This is a genomic window from Arthrobacter sp. V1I7, from assembly GCF_030817015.1.
In the GTDB taxonomy this organism is placed as follows: Bacteria; Actinomycetota; Actinomycetes; order Actinomycetales; family Micrococcaceae; genus Arthrobacter.
Genome location: NZ_JAUSYS010000001.1, coordinates 3,574,832 through 3,599,807, shown reverse-complemented (window position 1 = coordinate 3,599,807; position 24,976 = coordinate 3,574,832). Strand labels below are relative to the sequence as shown.

The 24,976-nt window shown below is 61.8% G+C and carries 18 protein-coding genes and 3 pseudogenes; 15 read left to right on the top strand and 6 right to left on the bottom strand.

What is annotated here, in order from left to right; genetic code table 11:
* Positions 1-129: 129 nt before the first annotated feature.
* A pseudogene (locus QFZ69_RS16470) lies at positions 130-716 on the top strand (transposase); the annotation flags it as partial.
* A gap of 424 nt (positions 717-1,140) precedes the next feature.
* On the opposite strand, the gene QFZ69_RS16465 reads toward QFZ69_RS16470, so the two are convergent.
* From QFZ69_RS16465 to QFZ69_RS16455, 3 genes are all read right to left on the bottom strand, one after another.
* Positions 1,141-2,394: an IS701 family transposase gene (locus tag QFZ69_RS16465; RefSeq protein WP_306912892.1), complete on the bottom strand. Its 1,254-nt coding sequence runs from the start codon at positions 2,392-2,394 to the stop codon at positions 1,141-1,143.
* A gap of 271 nt (positions 2,395-2,665) precedes the next feature.
* Positions 2,666-3,757 carry an FUSC family protein gene (locus QFZ69_RS16460; RefSeq protein ID WP_306912891.1) on the bottom strand — a complete coding sequence of 364 codons (1,092 nt, stop codon included), beginning with the start codon at positions 3,755-3,757 and terminating at the stop codon, positions 2,666-2,668.
* A 213-nt stretch (positions 3,758-3,970) separates the two neighbouring features.
* The gene (locus tag QFZ69_RS16455) at positions 3,971-4,792 is read right to left on the bottom strand and encodes a LysR substrate-binding domain-containing protein (protein ID WP_307000283.1); all 822 of its coding nucleotides are present in this window, start codon (positions 4,790-4,792) and stop codon (positions 3,971-3,973) included.
* Positions 4,793-5,034: 242 nt separating this feature from the next.
* On the opposite strand from QFZ69_RS16455, the gene QFZ69_RS16450 reads away from it, so the two are divergent.
* The 8 genes and pseudogenes from QFZ69_RS16450 to QFZ69_RS16415 all read left to right on the top strand — a co-directional run bounded on the left by QFZ69_RS16450 (position 5,035) and on the right by QFZ69_RS16415 (position 13,271).
* A complete protein-coding gene (locus QFZ69_RS16450) occupies positions 5,035-5,460 on the top strand; it encodes a RidA family protein (RefSeq protein WP_306912889.1) in 426 nt (141 codons plus the stop codon).
* The gene (locus QFZ69_RS16445; protein WP_306912888.1) at positions 5,457-6,128 is read left to right on the top strand and encodes a DUF1028 domain-containing protein; all 672 of its coding nucleotides are present in this window, start codon (positions 5,457-5,459) and stop codon (positions 6,126-6,128) included. Before QFZ69_RS16450 ends, QFZ69_RS16445 begins: the two co-directional genes overlap by 4 nt.
* Complete coding sequence (locus QFZ69_RS16440) at positions 6,118-7,284, top strand: M20 family metallopeptidase (RefSeq protein ID WP_306912887.1); 1,167 nt, start codon at positions 6,118-6,120, stop codon at positions 7,282-7,284. Before QFZ69_RS16445 ends, QFZ69_RS16440 begins: the two co-directional genes overlap by 11 nt.
* 36 nt (positions 7,285-7,320) lie before the next feature.
* Positions 7,321-8,739, top strand: a complete 1,419-nt coding sequence (locus tag QFZ69_RS16435) for an aspartate ammonia-lyase (RefSeq protein WP_306912886.1) — start codon at positions 7,321-7,323, stop codon at positions 8,737-8,739.
* A 140-nt stretch (positions 8,740-8,879) separates the two neighbouring features.
* A complete protein-coding gene (locus QFZ69_RS16430; RefSeq protein ID WP_306912885.1) occupies positions 8,880-9,164 on the top strand; it encodes a hypothetical protein in 285 nt (94 codons plus the stop codon).
* Positions 9,165-9,905: 741 nt separating this feature from the next.
* The gene (locus QFZ69_RS16425) at positions 9,906-11,183 is read left to right on the top strand and encodes an NAD(P)/FAD-dependent oxidoreductase (protein WP_306912884.1); all 1,278 of its coding nucleotides are present in this window, start codon (positions 9,906-9,908) and stop codon (positions 11,181-11,183) included.
* Positions 11,183-11,596: pseudogene (locus QFZ69_RS16420) on the top strand (RidA family protein). The gene QFZ69_RS16425 and the pseudogene QFZ69_RS16420 overlap by 1 nt, the downstream one beginning before the upstream one ends.
* Positions 11,597-12,086: 490 nt before the next feature.
* Complete coding sequence (locus QFZ69_RS16415) at positions 12,087-13,271, top strand: DDE-type integrase/transposase/recombinase (protein ID WP_306912883.1); 1,185 nt, start codon at positions 12,087-12,089, stop codon at positions 13,269-13,271.
* 412 nt (positions 13,272-13,683) lie between these two features.
* Here QFZ69_RS16415 and QFZ69_RS16410 read toward each other — a convergent pair whose 3' ends face one another.
* A complete protein-coding gene (locus QFZ69_RS16410; protein ID WP_306912882.1) occupies positions 13,684-14,301 on the bottom strand; it encodes a TetR/AcrR family transcriptional regulator in 618 nt (205 codons plus the stop codon).
* 87 nt (positions 14,302-14,388) lie between these two features.
* The gene (locus QFZ69_RS16405) at positions 14,389-16,383 is read right to left on the bottom strand and encodes a primary-amine oxidase (protein ID WP_306912881.1); all 1,995 of its coding nucleotides are present in this window, start codon (positions 16,381-16,383) and stop codon (positions 14,389-14,391) included.
* Positions 16,384-16,503: 120 nt separating this feature from the next.
* Between QFZ69_RS16405 and QFZ69_RS16400 the strand changes: the two genes are divergently transcribed.
* The 5 genes from QFZ69_RS16400 to QFZ69_RS16380 all read left to right on the top strand — a co-directional run bounded on the left by QFZ69_RS16400 (position 16,504) and on the right by QFZ69_RS16380 (position 22,789).
* Positions 16,504-16,974, top strand: a complete 471-nt coding sequence (locus QFZ69_RS16400) for a hypothetical protein (protein ID WP_306912880.1) — start codon at positions 16,504-16,506, stop codon at positions 16,972-16,974.
* 236 nt (positions 16,975-17,210) lie between these two features.
* The gene (locus QFZ69_RS16395; RefSeq protein ID WP_306912879.1) at positions 17,211-18,749 is read left to right on the top strand and encodes an APC family permease; all 1,539 of its coding nucleotides are present in this window, start codon (positions 17,211-17,213) and stop codon (positions 18,747-18,749) included.
* Between the two features lie 238 nt (positions 18,750-18,987).
* Positions 18,988-20,475: an aldehyde dehydrogenase gene (locus QFZ69_RS16390; RefSeq protein WP_306912878.1), complete on the top strand. Its 1,488-nt coding sequence runs from the start codon at positions 18,988-18,990 to the stop codon at positions 20,473-20,475.
* Between the two features lie 156 nt (positions 20,476-20,631).
* Complete coding sequence (locus QFZ69_RS16385) at positions 20,632-20,844, top strand: hypothetical protein (protein ID WP_306912877.1); 213 nt, start codon at positions 20,632-20,634, stop codon at positions 20,842-20,844.
* A 535-nt stretch (positions 20,845-21,379) separates the two neighbouring features.
* Entirely contained in the window at positions 21,380-22,789 is a 1,410-nt protein-coding gene (locus QFZ69_RS16380; protein ID WP_306912876.1) for a cytosine permease, read from the top strand.
* On the opposite strand, the gene QFZ69_RS16375 is transcribed toward QFZ69_RS16380, so the two are convergent.
* Positions 22,741-22,974, bottom strand: coding sequence for a hypothetical protein (locus QFZ69_RS16375; RefSeq protein WP_306919722.1), 234 nt, complete (start codon positions 22,972-22,974; stop codon positions 22,741-22,743). The two genes, QFZ69_RS16380 and QFZ69_RS16375, sit on opposite strands and share 49 nt — an antisense overlap.
* On the opposite strand from QFZ69_RS16375, the pseudogene QFZ69_RS16370 reads away from it, so the two are divergent.
* Positions 22,960-24,441, top strand: a pseudogene (locus QFZ69_RS16370) (amidohydrolase). The gene QFZ69_RS16375 and the pseudogene QFZ69_RS16370 overlap by 15 nt on opposite strands.
* Positions 24,442-24,976: the final 535 nt, after the last annotated feature.

Here is a 24,976-nt window from a genome sequence, read left to right as displayed (position 1 = left end):
CAGCTCAGGCCAGCGATTAAAAGCCCCTCACCGAAGACCTAACAAAGTACTACTAGGAGCACGCTGAATAATCGGCGGGTCTCTGGCGTGCCTGCTAAATTTTGGGACCGGTGATTTAAGACTGGTTTCATGCAGGGACGTGAGGACGGTCAACGAGGGTATTTGGATGTGGAGGCGCTGGCCGGGGAGTTGTTGGCCCCGGGCAGCGTCTTCGCTTTTCTGGCCGCGCATCGGGTGCGGTTGTTTCCGGATTCGCTGATGGAGGACCTCTTTCCGTCGGGACGCGGCCGGCCTTTTATTCCGGCGCCGGTGATCGGGTCGGTGCTGGTGTTACAGGCGCTGCAAGGGCTCTCGGACCGGGAAACCGCGGAGGCTTTGACGCACGTTCTGCGCTGGAAGGCCGCGTGCGGGTACGGGCTGACCGACATGGCGTTCCACCCGAGCACGCTGACGTATTGGCGGAACCGTTTGGCCGGGTCGAAGAATCCGCACCGGATCATGGAGGCGATTGCCGAGGTCGTCGCGGAGACCGGGGTCCTGAAGGGTAAGCGCCGGCGGGCAGTGATTCAACGGTCCTGGATGCCGCGGTCGCCAGGCAGGACACCGTGACCCAGCTGATCGCAGGTGTCCGCCGTTTCGGCCGTGAAATTCCCGGCGGCCAGGAGCTGGTGGCCGCCCAAGCGACCGGTTATGACTACACCCGGTCCATCGCCTGGCTCACCCGCGGCAACCGCCGCGTTCCCCACCGCGGCATCAGCCGGAATAATGCCTGGCTGAACCTGAGAACCGCGGGCCTGAACCTGCGCAGACTCCTCAACCTCGGCCTCACAGATAACAACGGAACCTGGGCCCTGCCCTGAAGGGCAGCCCCACGAAGGCGACGGGAGCCCACGTCCGAGCCCTGACACAGCCCTCACAGATCACCCAAACATCAACGAGTGAGTCCGTAAGATCCGCCAGACCAGACACTCCACCCGCCGCTACACGACGGGACCGACGACCAAACAACCACCAAAGCCCACTAATTCAGCAGCCTCCTAGTAGTACTTTGTTAGGTTGGTGGGGCGTGTTGGCAGTAGGGGCAGCGTCTGAGCTGTCGGATGAGGATCCGTTGGAGTTCCTTGAGGACCCCGTACAGGCTCAGGCTGCCCCTGCTGCTTTTGGGGTGGCAAGGCGTTTTTTGGTGATGAACAGGTGTGCTGCGGACACGAGGGTGACGTGGTGGTGGAAGCCCGGGAAGGATCGTCCTTCGAAGTGGGAAAGGCCGAGGCCGGTTTTCAGTTCGCGGTAGTCGTGTTCAATGCGCCACCGGATTTTCGCCAGCCTGACCAAGGTCCTGGTTGGTGTGTCGGCGGGCAGGTCGGAGAGCCAGTAGTCGGTGGGCTCCTTGGCGCCGGGTGGCCATTCGGCGATCAGCCAGGCCTCGGGCAACGATCCGTCTTCGCCGGGGGCGATGTGCCGGCTGGCAGGTCTGACGCGCAGGGCCAGGAAGCGGGATTTCATGGCCGCGGTCCTGTTGGTGCCGGTGTTCTTGGTGCCGTGCCGCCAGGTGATCCTGCGTAGTTGTCCCCTTCCGGCGGCCACCGCGAGTTCGGCCAGGCTGGCCGGGTCCTGTCGGTAGCGGGGCACACTGGGCCTGCCCCTGGGGCCGGAGCGTTCGGCGAGTTCGGGAACGGCATTGGCCGGGTAGGCGCTGGTGGATGCCTTGACCGCCATCACCCACGGAATGGACCGCCGGGTCAGCTCAAGCCGGAACAGCGCGTTGTCCCCGTACCCGGCGTCGGCAACCGCGACCGGGCACCTGCGCCCCCAATGGGCGAGTTCATCGATCATCTCCAGCGCGAGTTCCCACTTGGGCCGGTGCCGTACGTATTCGGGGATCTTCGCCTTGATCCGGCGGGCGGCGACGGCTTCGGCGTGCTCGTTGGTGTCCGCACAGGCGTCATCCCAGGCCTCGGGCACGAACAGGCGCCAGTTCACCGGGGCCGAGGCATGGTCGGTGACCATGTGCACGGTGGAGGCAACCTGGCAGTTGCCGATCTTGCCCAGCGTGCCCGAGTACTGGCGCGCCACGCACGCCGAGGCGGCCCCGTCCTTCTTGAACCCGGTATCGTCAATCACCCACGCCTCCGGCACGATAGCCTCATCGGCCAGGGCTGCCAGGCGGCGGCGGACCGGCTCCACCTCCCACGGCGAGGACGTAACGAACTGCTGCAGCTGCTGGTGGTCCACATCCAGGCGCTCCGCCATCGGCTGCATCGACTTGCGCCGCCCCTCCAGCATCAACCCCTGCAGATACAGCCGGCCCTTCGCCCGCTGGTCCTTCCGGCCCAACGACGCGAACACCTGCCCGACGTAATCCTCCAGCTCGACCCGCAGTCCTGCCTCTTCCATGCCCACGAAACGAAATTAACAGCTCAGGCCAGCGATTAAAAGCCCCTCACCGAAGACCTAACAAAGTACTACTAGGACGCTCCACCTCACCCATGGCCGTCGCCGCCTACACCTACGACAAACTCCCACCCGCCGAACAACAAGCACTCCCCACCGAAGGACACATAGTTGCAGCGTTGGAGTGGGCCGAAGCTGATGAGGAAACGCGCTAAGCCCACAGCGCATCGCGCCAACTCGCGGAGTGACAGAGTTACAGAGATTCAGGGACGCATCACGAAAAGTGGAGGGGGCGGGACGTAGGCCCAAGTAGGGCGCCCGGGGTTCGGGAGCCTGACCGCTGCACGGCCACCACCACCAAGATTCCCACCAGCGCACCCACCAGCGTTTCCACGGCGCGCTCCAGGATCAGGACGGCCGGGTCGATAGGAGCGGCGAGTTGGGTCATCAGCAGGATGACGGGCGTGAACGAAACCATCGCCAGGCCGTAGTGACGGGTCATAAAGAGCTCTGTAGTGAATTGGAAGAAGATGACCAGGAGCGCAAGCAACATGGTTTGCCGCCCGGGGAACGTCGCAGCCAACCACCACGGACCGGGAAGAATGACGACAGCGGTGACGGCCAATCCCAACAGCGTTCCCACGATGCGGTGGATGCCGCGGCGGACGCTACTCGGGAGGTCTGCCCCTGCCAGGGGGACGGCAGCCGCGGCCATCGCCCAGTGGGGGTGTCCACTGCCGCTGAGGACGCCCAGGGTGCCCGCGGCTCCTACCGCCAGCACATACCTGGCTGCATGAACCAACACTTCCTGGTGCCCGCCAGCGCCCGGCCGATTCCTTACGGCGGCGCGCTGCCAGGAACGGCGGCGAACCCAACCGCTGAAGCCCACGGCCAAGGAGAAAGCGGCTGACCCCGTGGCAATAAGCATGGCAACGTGCCAGGGAACGGCCGTGGGAACGGATGCGCAGGCTCCCAAGGCGAGGATGCCGAAGAACGGGCCGTTGGGCTTGAGCCGCACCCGGTCGGAATACACCGAGCCCACACCGGCCAGCACCGCTTCAACGGCCACCAGCCACCAGGAGTGGAGGTGGTTGACGGATAGGAACATGCCCACAGCTACTCCGGTTAAGAGCACCATTGCTGCCTGGGCTTGGTGCCGGAGCCGCAGCTGATGCTGCTCAGAACGGCCGTACATGCCAGTCAGTGCGCCGAATACGGCGTAAATGACAAGATCTGTCCGGCCGGCAATCAGAAGCAATAGCGAAGGGAGTGCGACGCTGACTGCGACCCTCAACGCGGAGAGGTGGTCGTTGTTGGCAGGTTCAAGCCGATGGAGTGCGCGCACCTGCTCCACCACGCGCCTCATCCTCAACCATCCCTGCTGTCCTGTTCCGGCCACACAGGCCTTACCTGAAATTATTGCCGCGAGACCGGGGCGGAGTCATATCCTGCGGCCGCGGCCGACACACAAGGACATCGGCACCGGCTAGCCGTCCAGGGCCTTTGAAGCATGGGCTATCAGACGTGCTTCGGCCGCCGTCGGGAGGCTATCCCCGCTTCCTGGCGGTCCTCCCGGCGTCTATTTCTTAGGGGACGCTGCCTTCGCAGCAACAATCTGGTGGCGGACCGCCTGCGCGACTGCCCGCACCCGTGCAGTCGGGCGCTGCGACTGCAAATGAGCCAGTACCGTTCTCAGCTCCGGTACGTCGTCCCGGATCTCCACAGTTGCTATCTGCCCCCCGTCGTAGGTCAGTTTGTGTTGAGGGCGCTGGTGAAGGATGGAGTATCCAAGACCCCGGGCTACAAAAGTACGCACAGTCTCGTAGCTGGCCGAACGGAATCTGATGTCCGGCTCCCCGCCGCTCAATCGTGCGATGGAAAGCATGAGGTCACGGGTGTGGGGCAGATCCAGCAGCACGAAGGACTCATCTTTGAGCGCGGACAACGGGACACTGTCCGAACCTGCAAGCTCATGATTGGGTGGAAGCGCCAGATAGGGTCTGGCCGTATGCACCACGGAACCAGCGATTCCCTCCGGCAGGTTAAGGTCGTAACACAAGGCCAGATCTGCCTGGCCGTTGATCAGCGCGCTGACGCACCCTGAGATGTCCGTCTCGAGTACCTCGACTTCCAGGGCCGGGTGTTCCTCCCGCAGCCTGGTCAGTACGCCGGGAAGCAGGAACGGCGCGAGGGTGCTGAAGCAGGCCATACGGACGCGGCCCTTAACGCTCTGCTGCTCGCCTCGTGCGTGGTCAAGGCTTTCCTCCACGTGGGCCAGAATGGCCTGGGCGTCGCGCAAAAACAGCTCTCCGGCAGGAGTCAGTACCAGCCCCTTCGAGCGCTGCCTGATGAAGAACTGGGTACCGATGTTGCGCTCCAGTTGCGCGATCGCTGCCGACACGGCGGACTGCGCAACGTTCAAGCGGAGGGGCGGCGCCCGTCATCGAGAGCTGCGCGGCCGCTTCAGTGAAATAGCGCAATTGCGTAAGTGTGACGTCCATTGTATAAATGTACGCCATTCATCTGATTTTCAGATGCAACTGTTCTGAAAGGACTGTTGGACAGATTCGCACCGTGGGCGGAAGCTGGGGGCAAGAAGTTTTTGAGCTGTCGAGAGCCAGTAGAACGAAAGGTAGCCGCGAAGTGAAACACCAGCGCATCCGTACATTCAACACCAAGGACACTTACCCGGAGCAGAATCTGGACAACGACCTCTGCCAGGCAGTGGTGGCTAATGGGGTGGTCTATCTTCGGGGGCAGATCGGGCAGGACCTGGACACCCGGGAATCGGTGGGTATTGGTGACATCGAAGTCCAGACGGAAAAGGCCATGGCCAATGTCGACATGCTCCTTAAGGAAGCGGGCAGCAGCCTCGAAGACATCGTCAAAGTCACGGTGTACATCATTGATCCGCGCTACCGCGAGACGGTTTACCGGGTGATGGGCCGCTGGCTCAAGGGTGTCTTCCCGGTGTCCACGGGGATCGTCGTGCAGGCGCTGGCGCGGCCCGAGTGGCTGGTGGAGATCGACGCTACCGCTGTGCTCTCGACCTTGGGGGCAACGCCGTGACCTTCAGCATCGCAGCCACGGACGGGCGGGGCCGGTTTGGCATTGCCGTGTCATCTTCTTCCCCCGCTGTCGCCGCGCGCTGTGCCCACCTGCGGGACGGTGTGGGCGCCGTAAGCTCCCAAAACATTACCGATCCCCGGCTCGGCGGTGCCCTGCTGGACCGCCTGCAGGCCGGAGACTCCGCGCAGGAGGCCTTGGACGGGGTTGTCCGCGAAGCTCCCGGGGTCGATTACCGCCAGTTGCTGGTTTTGGATTCCACGGGCGCTTCCGCTGTCTTCAGCGGTGCACACACGCTTGGTGTCTTCGGCGACGGCCGGGGCAAGAACAGCGTGGCTGCCGGGAACATGCTGGCGAGCCCAGCCGTCGCCCAGGCGCTGTGCAACGGTTTCGAAGCTGCCACCGGCGAATTGGAGGAGCGGCTGTTGGCTGCGCTGAAGGCTGCTGAGGCCGCCGGCGGGGAAGCAGGTCCCGTGATGTCCGCAGGTATCTCTGTCGTCTCCGGTCACGGCTGGAGGGACACTGATCTGCGCGTGGACTGGCACGAAGACCCCATTGCGGAGCTTGAGCGGCTGCTGGAAGTGTGGCTTCCACAGCGCCAGGATTACGTGGTCCGTGGACTGGATCCCGCATCTTCCATTAGCTATGGGGTTCCAGGCGATGAACGCTGAACCGGCAACCACACTGAACCCTGCGGTTCAGCGTGGACAACGTACCCGGGTGCTGGAAGCCGTGGCCGGACAGCAAGCGGACCTGACCCGGCTCTCCGAGACGCTCCACGCCAACCCGGAGCTCGGCTGGCAGGAACACCGCGCAGCCGGGTGGACGGCCGACTACCTGGAACAGCACGGCTTTGACGTCGAAAAAGGGTATCTGGGTTTTCCCACTGCCCTACGGGCGGTCTTCGGAAACGGTACCCGCCGGATCGGCATCATGGCCGAGTACGACGCCCTGCCGGGCCTCGGGCACGCCTGCGGCCATAACATCATCACCGCCATCTCCTGCGGCACAGCAGTGGCACTGTCAGAGTTCGCGGCCGAACGGGACCTGACGGTGGTACTTTACGGAACCCCCGCCGAAGAAGGTGGGGGAGGGAAGATCGAACTGCTCAAGAAGGGCGCCTTCCACGGTCTTGACCTTGCCATGATGGCGCACCCTAGCCCGGTCGACGCGGCAGAGGCCCGCCCCTACGCGGTGGCCCATAACCATGTGGAGTACCGGGGCAAGTCGGCCCACGCCGCCGCCTACCCGGACCAGGGCGTCAACGCCAATGACGCCTTCATCGTCGCCCAGGTAGCTCTGGGTCTTCTTCGCCAGCAACTGCCCGCCGGCACCCGCGTGCATGGCATCCAAACCCGCGGCGGGGAAGCCCCGAACGCCATCCCGGAGAAGACAGAGGGCCGCTGGTACGTCCGTGCCGAGTCGCTCGCCCAGCTGGAAAACCTGGAAGAGCGCGTCCACCGTTGCTTTGAAGCCGGTGCCCTGGCGTCCGGTTGCGAGCTGTCAGTCACCCCGGAATCAGAACCTTACTCTGAGTTCCGAACAGATCTGCGGGCGCTGGAACTGTATGTCAGGCATGCAGAGTCCCTTGGCAGGGACTTTGACGTACCTGCCCAGCAAGCGACCATGAACCGGGCCTCCACCGACATGGGCAACATCTCCCAAGTGGTTCCGGCAATTCATCCTTATATCGGTCTGGGCTGCTTCCCTGCAGCCAATCACCAGCCGGAGTTCGCTGCGCACTGTGTTGGCGAAGCAGCCAACCGTGCAATCCATGACGGTGCTGCAGCTTTGGCGCTGACCGCATTGGACTTCCTGGCAGAGTAGCCAGGGGATTTCTTCCGATTTTCTAGGAACAGGACCATGACAGATCAATTTTCGTCGACCGACACCGGCGCCCGGCGGGAGCACGACAGCCTAGGGGACCGGGACGTCCCCGCCGAGGCCTACTGGGGCATCAGCACCATGCGGGCCGTGGAAAACTTCCCCGTCAGCGGACGGCCCATCGGCAGCCTACGTTCCCTGCTGTGGGGACTGGGAGCTGTGAAGTATGCCGCAGCGCGTGCCAACGAAAGCCTCGGCCTCCTGGAACCCGTCAAATCCGACGCTATACAAAGGGCGTCCCGGGAGGTCATGGAGGGGCTCTTGGACGACCAGTTCGTCGTGGATACCATCCAAGGCGGCGCGGGAACCAGTACCAACATGAACGCCAACGAAGTAATCGCCAATCGCGCCCTGGAACTGATGGGCCACGGAAAAGGCGACTACACCGTGCTGCACCCTATTGACCACGTGAACCGGAGTCAGTCCACCAACGACGTTTACCCCACCGCCATCAAGATCGCATTGCAGCGCGAACTTACAGAGTTCTGTTCCGAGCACACCAGGCTCAGCGAAGCCTTTGATGCCAAGGCGGTAGAGTTCGCAGGCATCATCAAGGTAGGGCGAACCCAACTCCAGGATGCAGTACCGATGTCCATGGGCCAGGAATTCGGGGCTTTCGCCGAAACCTTGCGCGAGGACAGGAACCGGCTCCTGGAACTCTTACCGCACCTGCGCGAATCCAACCTTGGCGCCACAGCCATCGGCACCGGCATCACCGCTCCGCCCGGATACCGGGAAGCCGTCATAGTTGAGCTCAACGCAGTCACGGGCCTGCAGCTCGTCTCGGCGACCAACCTGGTGGAGGCCACCGGCGACACCGGCGTCTTCATGCTCGTCTCCGGGGTCCTGAAGAGGGCGGCGGTAAAACTCTCAAAAATCTGCAACGATCTTCGTTTGCTCTCCTCTGGCCCCCAGACCGGGTTCGCGGAGATTTTCCTGCCCGCGGTACAGGCCGGGTCCTCCATCATGCCCGGAAAGGTCAACCCGGTCATCCCCGAAATGGTTAACCAGGTCGCCTTCCGCGTCGTCGGCGCTGACGCGACGGTGACCATGGCTGTGGAGGCCGGCCAGTTGCAGCTCAACGCCTTCGAACCCGTCATAGCTGACGCCCTCCTCGAGTCAATTGCCTGGCTTACAGTCGCCTGCCGGCAACTCCGCACCCACTGCGTCGACGGCATCAAAGCGAACACCCAGGTCCTGCAGCAGCGCATGCTCGAATCGATAAGCGTCGTCACTGGCCTGGCCCCCTTGATCGGCTACGCCGTGGCGGCCGAGCTGGCTAAAGAAGCACTCGCCAGCAACCGGGGCATCGCAGACCTGGTGACTGAACGTGGATTGCTGGACAGGCAGAAGATGGAAAAGGCCCTTTCTGCCGCGTCAATGGCGGGGCTCGGCTAAACGCCCAAGGCCCTCTACACAGCAGCAAAGAACCGCCTCAGGTGGCACCACGATCAGACGTTTTCTGGGATAGGCCACGGGAACGACCAGCCCGAGACAAATACTGACTGAGAACTAATACCTACGGTGACCCAGGCGCCGTGAGCCGCTTCCTGGTCCCGGCGTTTAAAAGCGCCAGGAAGCTGGCGATGCAGAGCAGGAGAATGAAGGCAATGCCGAAAGATACCGAAACGACCGTTCCGCAGAACTGGACCGCGCTACAGCCGGGACAATCGGTCTTTGTCGCCGAACCGATACATGAGCCCTATTCCGGGCACATAGACGCTATGACCGAAGAACACCACGTCCTCTGGATCATTGCTGGCCACGGCCGCCGGCGCAGGGCTTTCGACTATAGGGAAGGCGTCGTCATTTCTCCGATGTAACACCTCACTGCCAGCTGACCCCTCGATGAGACTTTGATTCTGAAGATATGAAGATACAACAGCCAGCCAACCATGGCAGCTATTCCGAAACCCAGTACACGGCGCCGTCAATGGCGGTTCTCTTCCATGACCCGTTGGCTACGCACAACGTTGTGGTGCGGCCCGTATTTGTCCAGCGAGAGGCTATTCATCGCTCTCCTGATTCAGGGCGAAACGACCACATACGGCAAACGTCGTTGCAGAGCCGTACTGCCGCGAAAGCGGCCGTGTCGCGGGACCTCGAAGCCCTGAAGCGGCAAACTGCACGTGCTACGCGGCAGGCACCCGCCCCTACACGTGAAAAGGCTCAGTAGCACGCGCAGAGGGTGACCCGACTTCCAAGCCGGGGCTGCTTGCAATGGCCCGATCCCTGGCATTAGCATCCCCGGGGAAATTTACGGTGTTGCTGGCAAACAAACGTCGTCAATCGGGCACGCGCTTCATACCCCCACGCCCGTCCGGCCTGCCTGCAGAGAGCTTTTGGACGGAACTGAATCTATATTTTTGATTTAGTTGAGCGAATTTATTCGCTATGCAGATGCAGATAACCCCGTCAGAATTGACAGTAGAGGCCGCAGTGTCCGCTACGAAAACATTCCAGTCGAGGTTCGCATAGAAGGAACCCACGGAAAACATGACCCTTCGGTGTCGTGTCGCGTGAAGTACCACTGTGGCAATTCGCCCGAATAATAGGAGATTGACATGTCCAGCCAAGAGGTTGAGGTCCTTGTCGTAGGGGCCGGTCAGGCCGGCATCGCGATGAGCGAGCACCTGAGTGAACGCGGTTTCGCGCACGTCGTATTGGAACGCGATCGCATCGCCGAGCGTTGGCGCTCGATGCGGTGGGACTCTCTTGTCGCGAACGGGCCGGTTTGGCATGACCGCTTCCCGGGCCTGGAGTTCACCGAGCACGAACCGGGTGCATTCGCCTCGAAGGAACAGGTCGCAGACTACCTCGTCGCCTACGCAGAGAAAATCAACGCACCAGTCCGTTGCGGAGTCGAGGTGAAATCCGTGCGCAGAAACGTGGGCGCACCCGGCTTCGAAGTGCAGACCTCGGACGGGGACTTCAAGGCCCGCTATGTCGTGGCTGCCACAGGCCCGTTCCAGAAGCCCGTCATCCCGGCCGTCGTTCCCGAGGCCGCCGGCATCGTACAAATGCACTCCAGCTCCTACCGCAACCCCGGCCAGTTGCCTGAAGGCGCCGTCCTCGTTGTCGGCGCCGGATCCTCCGGCGTGCAGATCGCAGCCGAAATCCAGAGGTCGGGTCGTCAGGTCTACCTCTCCGTCGGACCGCATGACCGCCCCCCGCGCAGTTACCGCGGAAGGGACTTCTGCTGGTGGCTCGGAGTGCTCGGCATGTGGGACGCTGCCACTCCTCCCCGGGGCGCGGAGCACGTAACCATCGCGGTGAGCGGGGCGGACGGCGGCCACACCGTCGACTTCCGGGCCATTGCCGAAGACGGCATCAAGCTCGTCGGCCGGACCGAAGTCTTCGAGAACGGAACCATGCGCTTTGCCCAGGACCTTCGCCAAAACATCGCGAACGGCGACGCTCACTATCTGCAGCTGCTCGATCAGGCCGACGCGTACATTGAACAAAACGGCCTCGATCTTCCCGAGGAACCGGAGGCCCGCACGCTGCGCGCGGACTCCGAAAGTCTTATCAACCCACTCCGCGAGCTCAACCTCGCCGCAACCGGTGTCACTTCGATTGTCTGGGCAACCGGCTTTGTGCAGGACTTCAGCTGGCTGCAGGTCGACGCCTTCGACGCCAATGGCAGGCCGCAGCATCAACGTGGGGTTTCTTCCGAGCCCGGCGTCTACTTCCTGGGCCTGCCCTGGCAATCACGCCGTGGATCGAGCTTCATTTGGGGCGTCTGGCATGACGCCAAGTATGTTGCTGACCAAATCTCTATTCAGCGGAGCTACCTCGCCCACAACGATCAGGACGCGCTAGTGCCCAGCGGGGCAGTCTGATGCCGACCCACACCCGCATCCGGTCTTCAACACAAGGGACACCTACCTGGAACAGAATCTCGACAATCATCTGTGCCAGGCCGTCGTGGCCAACAACTTCGTTTACCTTCGGGGCCAGATCGGCCAGGACCTCGACACCAGGGATTCGGTAGGCATCGGCGACGTGAAGGCCCAGGCCGAGAAGGCGGTGGCGAACATCAAGCTCCTTCTCGACGGGCGGGCAGCAGCCTCGAAGACATCGTCAAGGTCGTCATCTACCTCACAGACCGAGGCACCGTGAGCCGGTCTACCGCGTGGTCGGGAAGTGGTTGAAGGGCGTCTTCCCCGTATCGACCGGCCTCGTCGTGTCAGCACTCGCACGGCCCGGATGGCTCGTGGAGATAGACGCAACTGCCGTCATCACTGATAGGTAGCGGGCCGAAAACCCAGGAGGACACCCCTGATACGGCGTTGAATCTGAGAGACCATGTCACGACGACATGGTCTCTCAGTCGCTACGCTTCCAATGACAGAAAAACCAGTGCTTGTTTCATCAAAATTTTGACAACGTGGGGCTCTCCCCCGCCGGGACCGAAAGCCCTGTGGTGCCGGCCAGGTCACCCAGCCCGTTTAGCCTTCCCTGTTCGCGTGACCGGAGACGCTGTCACGGCGCCCTGGGAACGTCAACCCATTTGAGTCTCCCTGGCCCGGAAGAACCGCAGCTTGAACGGGGACCCACATCCCTCTAACGAGACTACGTGTGGATTTTAATTCACAATGGCGGCCTTTCCCAGACCGCGCGTTGACTCGTAGAAAACCTCCGCGTAGCCGGATACGTTGCCTCAATTGAAAACCTCCGCGTAGCGGCGTGGTTTCCGGCCGGGGCGGCGGATGGGGGTTATGCCCGTTTTCATGGAGCTAACGATGGACCAGCGGCAAGCTGTGACAAAGAAGAAAGCCCTCGCCTATAAGAGCGCCGATCGTGCAGGGAAATCCCGGATCCTGAACGAGCTGGTCGAACTGACCGGTTGGCACCGCGACTATGCCAGGGTCGCCTTGCGGGAGGCCCTGGTCCTGAAAATCGTCAAGCCCAGACCGGGCAGGACGCCGGTCTACGGCCCTGATCTGCTCCCGCCGCTGATCAGGTGCTGGGCGGTGCTGCGGGCTCCTGCCGGCAGGCTGCTGGCCCCGATGCTGCCGGTTCTGGTGCCGCTATTGCGGCGGGACAAGGAGCTTGCGATCACGGATGATCAGGCTGCTTTGCTGATGCGCATGAGCGCGGCGACCATCGACCGGAAACTCGTCGGTGAACGGGCGAAACTTTTCCCGCGGGGCCGGTCACACACCAAGCCCGGCACCCTCCTGAAATCCCAGATCCCGATCCGGACCTGGGCCGAGTGGGACGACGCCGTCCCGGGATTCGTGGAGATCGATCTGGTCGGCCACGAGGGCGGCAACAGCTTCGGGGAATTCTGCTTTACCCTGACAGTGACCGACATTTCCACCGGCTGGACGGTGAATCGGTCCGTGCGGAACAAGGCGGCCAAATGGGTCTTTGAGGCCCTCGAACACGTCACCGCTGTGTTCCCGTTTCCCATCATCGGGATCGATTCGGACAACGGCTCGGAGTTCATCAACGAGCACCTGCTCGCCTACTGCCACGCCCACCAGATCACGTTCACCCGCTCCCGTCCCGGGAACAAGAACGACGGCGCGCACGTGGAGCAGAAGAACTGGGCCAGGGTCCGGGAACTCGTCGGCTACCTCCGCTACGACACCGCCGCGGAACGCGAGAAACTCAACGAGATCTGGGAACTGGACCGGATCTTCACCAACTACCTGCTGCCCCAGCAAAAGCTCCTCGAGAAACACCGGCACGGCGCGAAAGTGACCAAGAAACACGACGCACCTGCCACGCCCCACCAGCGCGCCATCCGGCACGAAAAGATGCGCAAGCGCCCGGTCATTCGGATGAACGCCGCCTTCAGGCAGATCAAACCCGGCGCACTCTCACGCCAGATCCTGGCACTCACAGCGCAGCTCGAAACACTGGCCCGAGCCAAACAGCCGGGCGCGGTCAAACCCGTCAACAGGGCCTGGAACAACTGAAAATCCGGAGGTTTTTCAATGAGGCAACGAAGGGGTCAACCGGAGGATTTCAAATGAGGCAACGAATCACCTTTCCCGGAGGTATTGCAATGAGGCAACAGGGACCGGCTTGGATGCCGATGGCGAGGGTTGAGCGCGGCCTCCTTGACGTCGTCGGTGATGGTGCTGACTTCCTTGCTTTGCATGCGCCTGCACTTGGTGCCCAGGTTGGCCGCGGGGACTCGCCGAGCACGACGGCCTGACCGGTGAGGGCACCGATTATAAGGAGGGCGGGAGTGCTGGACCGGGGGAGTGGTTACTCCGATCGGCGCTGGCCCGTACATCGTCGGGCGCCGAGAGTCCCGGAGGGGTTTGTGCGCTGAAGATCGGCGTGAACGCCGAACCGGAATGCAGTCAGGCCAAGGAAGGACTCTTAGCCGAGGCGGGCGTCGGTGTTTACTACGGCGAGCCGCGCTAATGCACGTTCCACCAGTTGGCGTTGCCGGGAGCCGGTGATGCCATGTGGATCAAGCATGGAGGTCACGTGCAGACCCATCATGACGCTCAGCAGCTCATCAGCGACGGCATCGGGATCAGCCAAAGGCGCGCATTCGCCGTCGTGCTCTGCTTCGGCCAGGAATCCCATCACCAAACCCCGCCAGTGCAGCAGTGCGTCCCGACCTACGGCGCGCAGGGCATCTTCGGTCTGCGCACGCTCCCAGAAGGAAACGGCCACGCGGGCTTCGACGATAGTGAGCGGCTCCGCTGGAATGATTTCCAGGCAGAGGCGGCGCAGTGCCGCAAGGCCGCGGCGCCTATAGGTACCGGCGGCGATCCGTTCGTTGGTCCGTTCACAGATCAGTTCGTAGGAGGCCAGTAGCAGGGCGTCCTTGTTGGGGAAGTAATAGGCGAGCACGCCGGGGGCTGCGTATCCGCATTCCCGGGCTATGTCCCGCATGCTGGCGTTCTCGATGCCCTGGTCCGCGATCAGCCGCCATGTGGTCTCGATGATCGACCTGCGCCGTTCCTGGTGGTCTACCAAGCGGGGCATGCTGCTCCTTATTGTGCGGGTGTTCAGGGACGGGATCGTGTGCACCCTACCACCGCGGGAGCCGGCGCGCTCCCGCGGTGGACCGGGTCAGTGTCCGCAGATGCCGGTCCCGTGACCGGCGGCGGTGCCGTCGTGGGCGGTCTCGGCCGATTGGCTCCCGGAAACACAGTGGCCGGCCGTGGATGGCGGAACGTTCAAAGTGGGGTTCGCATCGAAGAAGCCATGCGGCTTCAAGGTGAAACCGGTGGTGTCCACCGGCATGATCGGCCAATCCTCCGGGCGCGGGAAGTGTGTCAGGCCGAAGGAATGCCACACCACCAGGTCTTGGCCGTCGATATCGCGGTCCTGTGCCACGTAGGTGGGAAGGCCGGAACCACCCGGGTGCTGGTTGACGAAGTCACCGGCGGCGTAGAGCTCCTCTTCCGCATGCCGGGTGACCCACAGGTGGTGCCGGGCGAAAGCGGCCCGGGAAGCGATGGAGGAATCATCCGCCATGGCCAACGTGGGGTTACCCTCCGGAAAGAGCGTGTAGCCTACCGGGTGGCCGAGCTGGTTCAGAGATTCCGGGTTGCTGATGTGCCATACGCGGCCCTGGGCGCGGTCGGCATCCCGCACAGCTTCCGACTCGCGGGCCAGCAGTGTGCGTTTCTGGGTGAATGCGTTTCCGTGTGGGTTTCCGGGGCCCTTGCGCAGGCGCACAAGGTCCAGTTCCTCCACGCGGTTCGTTTCGCCGTCAATCATCATGTCCAGCCGGGCGCTGAAGAGGTGCTGGTGATATGGGGCGCCAAGGCCTGGGGCTATTTCGGAGGCGTAGGGATACTTCTTGTCCGGCAGCGCGGCAGTGAAAACGATGCCTGTGGCTTTGGCCTCAAACCCGATGGTGCCGTCCAGGTACAGGTACCAGTAGAAGCCGTAGTCGTAGTTGCCAACGGTGGTGAAGAAGGACACCACCAGCCGGCGGTTGCGGCGCACTTCGTTGGATCCGGCCCACTCATCTGTGTGCTTCCACAGGATCCCTGCGTCCTCCTCATGGATGCAAATGCCGTTTTCGATGGTGCGCGGGTTGCCGAAATCGTCGGCAACCACGGGGGACATATACGTGATGTCGCCCAGGCAGTCACAGCCAAGCTTGAGCGAGTTCGCATCCCTTCCCACCAGGTATTCGCCGGAGTCAAAGTAGTTCTGCCAGCTCCTATACGGGGATGGATCACCGTAGGGGACCACCATTTCGGAGATCGACGCGCGGTGGACCACCGGGCGCCGCTTTCCGTTGTGCGTGTGGTGGAGTTGGTGGAGCACCAGTCCTTCACGTGCGTCAAAGCCTATGCGGAGGTCCCAGCCGGCCCAGGACAGATGGTTGCCTTCCAGTGCGAAGCTGGGGCCCTCCGGCTGCGTGATCTCGATCGGCTTCAGGTCTGTGCGGAGTTCGCCGTGGATTGCCGGCTCGGTGTAGTTGCCGTTAACCTCCGGAACGGGCACTGGGCCGTCGTCGATCAGGTGGTCCACCTGGCGGTTTTCCACGTCCACGAACGCCACCAGACCGTCGATGGGGTGCGCCCAAGCGTGGTCACCTGGATGGTCCTGCCGGAAACCTAGGCCACGCAGGAGTCGCTTGCCCGTCTCATTTTCGTATTCGAACACCCCTGCTGACAGCGGTGCCACACGGACCTGCTCCGGGGTGAGGCCTCGCGAGGCGAGAGAAGCATTCCACTGCGGATCGTTGGCGAGAATGTCCTCGATGATCCCGAATTCCTCAAGGAGGACGGGAAGTTGGCCGTCAACGGAGGGGTCCAACTCGCGCCGATCAATGACGAGGCCGGTGGTCAGGGAAAGGCGGACGTCAAGGGATCGGGACTTGGCCGCATCCCAGAGCATGGCGCGGACTACACGGTCGGCGCCTGCGGCGTCTCCTCGGAGGACTGCTTTGGGTGGGTCAACCAGGCCGAGGTAGGCGAAACGGGTCGTGTCGGGCACAAGATCCGCATCGGAAAGGATTCGGCGGGCCTCCTGAATTTCCTGGGCCGAGAGCTGCTCAAGAGGGTGCTGCGCCAATGCAGCAAAGTCAGTGGTCTGAAGGGTCATGGCACTTCCTGAAGTCGAGTTTTGATGGTACAACTGTTCAACCAACGCTTTCATGTTACTCATCTCACAGCCTGGCGTAAAGTCCCCAAAGTCGGGGGGTGCCGGGCGGCCAGGAGGATTATGTACCAGCGCTCCCGCCCGCGCTCCGGGCACTCACCAGGCGCCCCGGCTGGCATTGTCACCGCTGTGTCGGCAGTCAGCACCGCCGCCCACGTCATCGCGGCAGCTACCAGCCCTGCTGGAGTTATGGCCTGGTGGATGGCCGCCATGGCAGCAGTCTGCCTGGCCAGCGCTGCCCCGATGATGGCTGGGCGGCTATGTGCCGGGCATGGCGCCGGGCGCCTGCTGGCAATGAATGCCGCCATGATCCTGCTCCACCTGGTCCTGCTTACTGCCCCGGGCACCGGAGGTCGCCATAGCCATGCCACAACTACCGGAATGGCCGCCCTCCCTGGCCACGAGGGGGCCATGCTCACCCTCATCGCCGTCGAACTGCTGTGCCTTATGGGTGCTTCAGCTGCCCTCCGCCTGGCCCGCGCCAAGGCCTTGGGAAGTGTGGGTTCCGCTATTCGCGCGGCTGTTGAACATTAACCACGCTCATCAACGCGCGGCCTCATGTGACCCAATCGAACTGTGTATCTAAAAAACCGATGCCCTGCATCACTATTCAATTATTTACGTGATACACCTCACTGGTTACTGTGGGTGTACTAAGCAGGTCCGGGAGCAAAGAGGCTTCCAATCCCCGGGACCCCGTCTGCGAAACATGACGGCGCTCCACCCACATTCACGAATCAGCAAACTTAAGCAGCAGCAAAGGATCGATTATGGATCAGCCAATAGCGTCAACGCGCCTTGCCCAGGAGCAAAGCAAGCATCTGCAGAAGTCACTCGGCCGCATGGACATTTTGTTGCTGGTGGTCGCGGCCGTCATCTCCGTGGAGGTTCTGGGCCAGGTCTCGGGTTTTGGCGGTGAAACTTTTACGTGGACCCTCATCCTGGCCATCACGTTCCTGATCCCTTACGGACTGATTTTCGCAGAAACGGGCGGGGCGTTTACCGAAGAAGGAGGCGTGTATGTCTGGACGAAAATGGCTTTCGGGCGGGTGGTTGCCGCCATCGCGTCCCTGCTGACTTGGGTGACACAGCCCGTGTGGGTGGGCGGCGCCATGGCATTCGTGGCGGTAGAGACGTGGTCCGAATATGTAGGCCACGTGGAAGCCGGCAGCGTAGGGGACTACATATTCAAGATTGTGTTCATCTGGATCACGGTGACCTCGGCCATCGTCAGCTTGAAGCACGGTAAATGGCTGCCCTCCCTTGGCGCCATTCTCAAGGTCGTGTTCCTGACCTTCTTCATCATCGTCACCCTGGTTTACGGGCTGCAGCACGGTTTCAACGGCTTGGACCTCGGCTTTTTCTCTCCCACGCTTGCGGGTTTCCTGGGCGTCACTCCGCTGCTGCTGTTTTCCTTCCTTGGCTTTGAGTCCGGCAACAGCGCCGCAGGAGAGATGAAAAACCCGGCCAAGGACGTTCCCATCTCCATTGCACGCTCATCCATGATCGCCGCTGCGAGCTACCTCCTTCCGATCCTGGCCATCCTGCTGGTAGTGCCGTTGGACCAGATCACCGGCATCGGCGGCCTTTTCGGGGCCGTGGCCACCGTTTACGCAGTCTTCGGCCCGGCTGCTGAAGCCATGCTCGCCATTTCAGCGGTCATTTTCTGCTTCGTCCTGGTTTCCCAGGGTGCAGCCTGGATGATCATCAGCGACCGCATGCAGGCCATGGCCGCCGCAGACGGCTCGTTCTTCGGAGGGTTCTTTGGCCGCTTCCATCCCAAGCTCGGCACCCCGATCCGTGTCAACACGCTTTCGGGAGTAGTGGCCACGCTGTTCATGCTCGCGGCCATGCAGGTAAGCGGTACCAGCAGTGCGCTCTTCGGCGTTGTTCTAACCATTGCCATCTCCACATTCCTGCTTAGCTACCTTCTGGCAATCCCCGCTGCCGTCAAACTGCGCAGCAAGTACCCGCATGTTGAGCGTCCCTTCAAGGTTCCCGTATCAGACGCCGGTTTCCGCGCCTTGGGTGCCATCTGCTTCGTATGGATCCTGCTCGGCTCGTGGGTCGCAATATTCCCGGGAACGTTGGATGTTCTCTTCGGCCTGGAATACGACTTCGAAGCCATTTGGGGCGTTTCGCAATTCACCTTTGAAGCCTTCGCACTGGGCACCCTCGGCTGCATCCTGGTCCTGGGATTCGTGGGCTATGCCCGCGGTAAGAGGGTCCGTAACGCCGTCGCACACAGCAGCGAGGACGCCCACGATGCAGGCTCCGAAGATAGTGGTGCGCTCCTTCCCCGGAGCTGACTCCGCTGGGAGAACCTGCAAGCGTTCTCGTGTTGAATCACATCGAATAAATCACTTGTCTCTATGAGCTTATGTACGACGCTTGATCCGCAGGAAGCACAGGACAACCCATCAAAGCCATCTCGTGGCCCGTCGCAGTCTTCTTCGACAGCCCGTTCCACTACCTGCTCGCCCGCCGCTCCGGAGGGACGCAAAAACATACCACTGCCCCCACGCACGCCGATATTAGGAGCACCTCGTGATCACGAACGCCCTCGACGCTCATCCCGCACCTACCTTGCCTAAAGTTGACGGGAGAGCCTACATTGAAGGCCGCACTGACGGAGCGACCGGTCAGACGTTCGCCAGCATCAGCCCTGTTGACGGCAGGACGGTCGCGGAAGTCGCCGCCTGTACCGCCGAAGACGTCGAAAGGGCAGTGAAGGCTGCCCGTCGCTCATTCGAGTCCGGCGAATGGAGCCGCTCCTCGACCGACCACCGCAAGGCATGCCTTCTGAACTTGGCCGAACTCATCGAAACCAACGCGGACGAGTTGTCCCTGTTGGAAACGTTGGACATGGGAAAGCCGCTCGCGCAATCCTCCTCCATTGACATTCCTGGCACTGCTGCCACATTCCGCTGGTATGCGGAGCTGATCGACAAGATCTCCGATGAGGTTCCGTCGACGCCGCCAGGCTCAACGGCGTTGGTAACGCGCGAGGCGCTAGGGGTAGTAGTAGCCATCACGCCCTGGAACTATCCTCTGGAAATTGCGGCATGGAAACTGGCCCCGGCACTGGCAATGGGCAACAGCGTTGTCCTCAAGCCTGCAACGCAGTCGTCGCTTACGGCTCTGCGTCTAGCGGACCTGGCTGCCGAGGCAGGCCTCCCGGCCGGTGTACTCAACGTAGTCACTGGGTCTGGCGCCATCGTTGGTGAAGCACTGGCACGGCACAATGACGTCGATGCCCTCACCTTCACGGGGTCCACTGCCGTGGCAAAGCACCTGCAGATCTGCGCCGGAGAATCCAATATGAAACGGCTCACACTCGAAGCCGGCGGCAAAAGCTCAAATCTGATCTTCGCCGATGCTGATCTGCCAACCGCCGCGCAGAAGGCAGCATTCGGCGCGTTCTATAACCAAGGAGAAGTATGCTCGGCCAACTCCCGCATCTTGGTGGAACGCCCCGTCTATAAAGAGTTCATCGAACTGCTGGCCAGAGCCAGCAAGGACTACACCCCTGGCAACCCGCTCGACCCCCAGCATCAAGGATCCGGTGCCCTGGTGGATACCAAACACGCGGACTCCGTGATGCAGGCTATCGAGGAAGCCTCTCAGGCTGGAACGATCTACGCGGGAGGTTCACGCCTGACAATTGAGGGTTCAGACTCCTACATCGAGCCGACCATCGTGACGGACCTTCCTGCGGACCACCACCTTCACCGCACCGAAGTATTCGGCCCGGTAGTTACTGTGACTCCGTTTGACGCTGAGGATGAAGCGGTCGCGCTGGCGAACAACACTGAATACGGCTTGGCGGCATCGCTCTGGACTAGTGATTTTGGTCGGGCACATCGCGTGGCAGCCCGCCTTGTGGCCGGCACGGTTTCCGTCAACACAGTCGATGCGCTTGGCCTGACAACCCCCTTCGGAGGCTTCCGCCAGTCCGGGTTCGGTCGCGACCTGTCCGCCCACGCCCTTGATAACTACTCCGCTCTGAAAACCACATGGTTCCAGCACGGTTAGTTGCGGAATCAAAGCCCAAGGAGATTCAGGAGGATCTCCGGGGGCTCATGCCAACCCAAGAGCAGAACTAATAAATGATCAGGGGTCACTGCAGTAGCAGGTGCCTCTTGTCCCGTCTGCCCGACCCCAGTAGTTTCGAAAGGATACAAAGGAACAATGCACGTCATCGCAGATGTCCATGTGCGGAACAAAGCAGAAATGGACGAAAAGCTGGATATCGCAATTACAGCAGCTCGCAGCCAGGCATTGGCAGACGGGACCCGCGGTCTTCTCGTGACCCGTCACGAATTCAGCCACTTCTCCGTCGTTCTTTCAGCAGACGTGCCGTTCGGATTCACACGCGAACGGGACCTGGCCAACAGAAGGTAACCCGAAGTAGCTTGTGCTACTGGGTATTCATGTCAGGACCGCGGGGTGGAAGCCAGCGTGACGTGGAGTGTTGTTCCTCCCAGGACGCTGAGGATGGCGTTGCGGCGCCAGGGATGGAGGCCTGCTGTCATGGCGCCTCCGGCTGCGTGATCGTGGCGTGAGCACTCGTTCCTGCCTAAATTTCACGCAACCTCCTCATCCACGAATGGTCACGGTACTTCGGTAATTACCTCAAGTATGCGTTGAGAGCCTAAGCCGGAGGCCGCCACTGGATTCCCATTAAGTATGTGAGCAGCTAGTGGGTGAACATTGGTGTTCGAATCTACGTTCACAGAGCCGGCACCCTCTGGTCATCTGCTTTTACGATGATGCGGATCATTATTCAATGGTTTACGTGATGTAAGTCCCGAGCATACGCTTTCGAATGTAGCCCCGTGCCACAAAAAATAGAGGAGTCTGCGTTGCCGTCCGGTCGCAGCTCTTGGCGGATCCGACAACTTCACCATCCGCTACTCACCGCACCTAGGAGTGCCCCATGCTAGACACAACCGAAAACGCTAAAGATTCGAACAGAAGCACGAAGTTGATCACGTTCGAACGCCGCCATATCCGCCCAATTCCGCTAAATGAACGCCACGGCACCACTCGTGGGCTCTTCTTCGTATGGCTCGGAATCAATATGCTGCCGCTCACGGTTGTCACCGGCGCACTGGGACCTACACTGTTCGGCCTATCACTCGGCTGGACCATTACTGCAGTAGTGATCGGTAATGTCATCGGTGGATTCGGGGCCGCCTTGCACGCTGCCCAAGGACCACAGCTCGGAATTCCCCAGATGCTGCAGGCCCGCGGGCAGTTTGGCTACTTTGGCGGGAGCATACTCGCACTCATAGCGCTCATCATGTTTCTCGGCTTCTTCGCTTCAAACCTCGTCGTTGCCGCTCAGAGCTTCTCAGCCGCCTTCCAAAGCGACTCAATCAACCCCGGCATCATCATCTGCGCAGTAATCGCGCTCGGGGTTGCGATCTTTGGCTACGATCTCGTACGCAAGCTCATGGGTGTGTTCTCGATCGTTGTCGGTGTACTCGTCGCGATCTCCATCTTCGTCGCAGCATCAAACCCCTCGACTTTTGCAGGACACAGTGACCTCGGCTTCAGCGGGGCCGGCTTCTTTGGCATGCTCGCCATCGGCGTCACCTGGCAGCTCGCCTACGCGCCGTACGTCTCCGACTACTCGCGGTACATGCCGCGTGAGGGCGGTGCAAAGCAAGCGTTCTGGGCGACCTACCTCGGCCTTGTCATCGGGACCGTACTCGTCATGGTCCTGGGCGCCTTAGTAGGCCTCACCACCACTGACGGTGACGCCATGGCGGCGCTCGGAGGGCTACTGGGTGGATTTGGTCCAGTCGTGCTCTTCGCATTTGGAATCGCCTCAGCAGTGATGAACTCGTCCAACATCTACTCCGGCGTCATGTGCTCACTTACCGTCTTCGAGACTCTCTCGTCGAAGATCCGTGTTGACACAGTCAAGCGGGTCGTCATGACCGTCATTTACGCTCTTCTCGCCATGCTCGGAGCACTGCTAGGTAAAGACGACTTCCTCGTCATCTTCGGTAACTTCGTCACCATCCTGCTGTACGTCCTTATCCCCTGGTCGGCGATAAACCTGGTTGATTACTTCATCCTGCGCAAGGGCCACTACGCAGTGGACGACATGTTCCGCCGCGACGGCGGAATCTACGGGCGCTGGGATCGGATCGGATTGGTGAGCTACCTCGTAGGTATCCTCGTCCAGATCCCGTTTATGGTGACCACAATGTACACAGGGCCTCTCGCGGAACCGCTTGCCTTCGTCGACGTCGCATGGATGGTTGGGTTCGTGGTGCCGGCGATAGTTTACGGCTTGTGGAAGCGCTCCGCGATTGCCAAGGTTCTGATGCCATGAGCGCTCCAAACGTGATCATCACGGGTGCTCAACTGTGGTCTCCTGACCGCAGTCGCGCCACAGCGCTGGCCCTCGCGAACGGGGTAATCGCCGCCGTCGGCAACGATGAGGAGATCCTCGCGCTTGCGGTTGCGGAGACCGAACACATAGAGGTTGCGGGCGCCGCCGTATTGCCCGGTTTCCATGACGGACACATTCACGCTCAAGCGGGTGGACTAGCGCTTCTCGGTTGCAACCTGGACGCTGCACATTCTCTCGAGGGATACGCCGGGATCATTCGGGATTTTGCCTTGGTGAACGACGAAGAATGGGTTGTGGGGTCCGGTTGGTTCGGTGACGTATTCACGGGCGGTCTACCCACACGGCAGTTACTCGATGAGCTTGTGCCTGACAGGCCTGCTGTCTTCACAAGCCACGACGCGCACGGAGTTTGGGCCAACACGGAGGCTCTCCGCCTAGCCGGCATCACCAGGGAAACACCTGATCCGACTGCAGGCCGAATCGTCCGTGACGAGCATGGCGAGGCAACTGGCGTCCTCATGGACGCCGCCGGTGAGCTCGTGTCCCGGCTCGTCCCTCCGCACCGCCCCGAGGATCTCCGCCGAGGGCTGCTGACGGCCCAGCAGCACCTGTTCTCCCTTGGCATCACGGCGTGGCATGACGCGATCCTCGGCGCCTACCTGACCCTGCCGGACTCCCTTCCGGCGTATATCGAGACCATCGCAGACGATTCGCTGCGGGCTAGGGTGACGGGTTCCATGTGGTGGCCTCCGGCGGCGGGATCCGATTACATCCCCGAGATGCTCGAAAAGATTCGGGCCGCCGCTGAGGCCGGCTTCGAGATTCGCAGCGTGAAGATCATGCAGGACGGCATCTGCGAGAACTGCACCGCCGCACTCATCGAGCCCTACACAGGAGTGCACCCCGAAGCCCGAGGCGATTCAGTCATCAGCCCTGAGCATCTCGCGGGTATCACAGCGGAGCTCGATGCGGCCGGACTAAGCATCCACTTCCATGGCGTCGGAGATCGTGCTGTACGCGAGTGCCTAGATGCGGTCGCCCACGCCCGGCGCCGGAACGGCCCAGGTCAAGGGCACCAGATAGCTCACCTCGACGTCGTCAACCCTGCCGACTTCGGTCGATTTGCCGAGTTGGACGTTACGGCCAATCTGCAACCGCTGTGGGCAAGGAATGACCAATAAATTCTCGAGCGGAAGTTCCCGCTTATTGGGGAAGGCCGAGCGCGCCATCACTTTCCCTTCGGGTCCCTCCGCAACGCCGGAGCACACCTCGCGATGGGCAGCGATTGGCCAGTAACCAGTCCGGACCCTCTGTGGGGACTGCACACGGCTTGTACGCGCACAGCCCCAACCGCGGACCTGCACGCGCTGAACGCTGAATCGCGCACACCCGCGCAGCCGGAGGAGCGGCTGAGTATCGACGACGGTATCCGTGCGTACACGCTCGGGTCGGCCGAGGCCTCGGGCATCGCGAACGAGATCGGGAGTCTTCAAGTTGGAAAGCTGGCGGACCTAGTGATTCTCACAGGGCCGATCGAGGGTTCCGAAAGCTTTGATCGGGTGCGGGTGGCACGGACCCTACTCGGTGGGGAGACGGTTTACGCGAGCTCCGAGATAGCAGCGCGGGTCTAGTAACGCTTGCAAGTTCTGGGTACCAATGCCCAGGCCTTTCGATCTGATCTTGGAGCAGTACCATTGTGCGCTTCATGCGGTGGTCGCTGGCGACTCCGCACAGGGTCAAAAGGCTCGTTCGTGCCGGTCATCGCGGCCACCCACGTGGCGTGTCGGGGTGATCAGGGCGGGACGGGTCGGCCTGGGCTTCCAGAATCTCCTGGAACCCAGTGAAGCCTCCGGAATCTTCCAGTGGAGCGCGCCGGCGCCTTCGATCTGCCGCGCGGTCGGATCTGCCGAGTCCGAGGGCCGGCGGAAAACCAGCTCGAGAAGGTGAGCCAGCTGTCGCCGAAGTCGTACTCATAACGCGCCAGACTCTTCCAGCGGCCGTGACCGCGGTCAGTTGCTCAGAAGCCACCGATCAGCTTGCCGCCGCGAAGGCCCGGGCAGCCAGGACGAGCGGGCCGGCGTCGTCCAGCAGCCCCTTGCGGAGCAAGCGCTCAGGAGGGGTTCCGCAGGACGCGCCGTGATCGGGTATAACACCTCGAGGAAATTA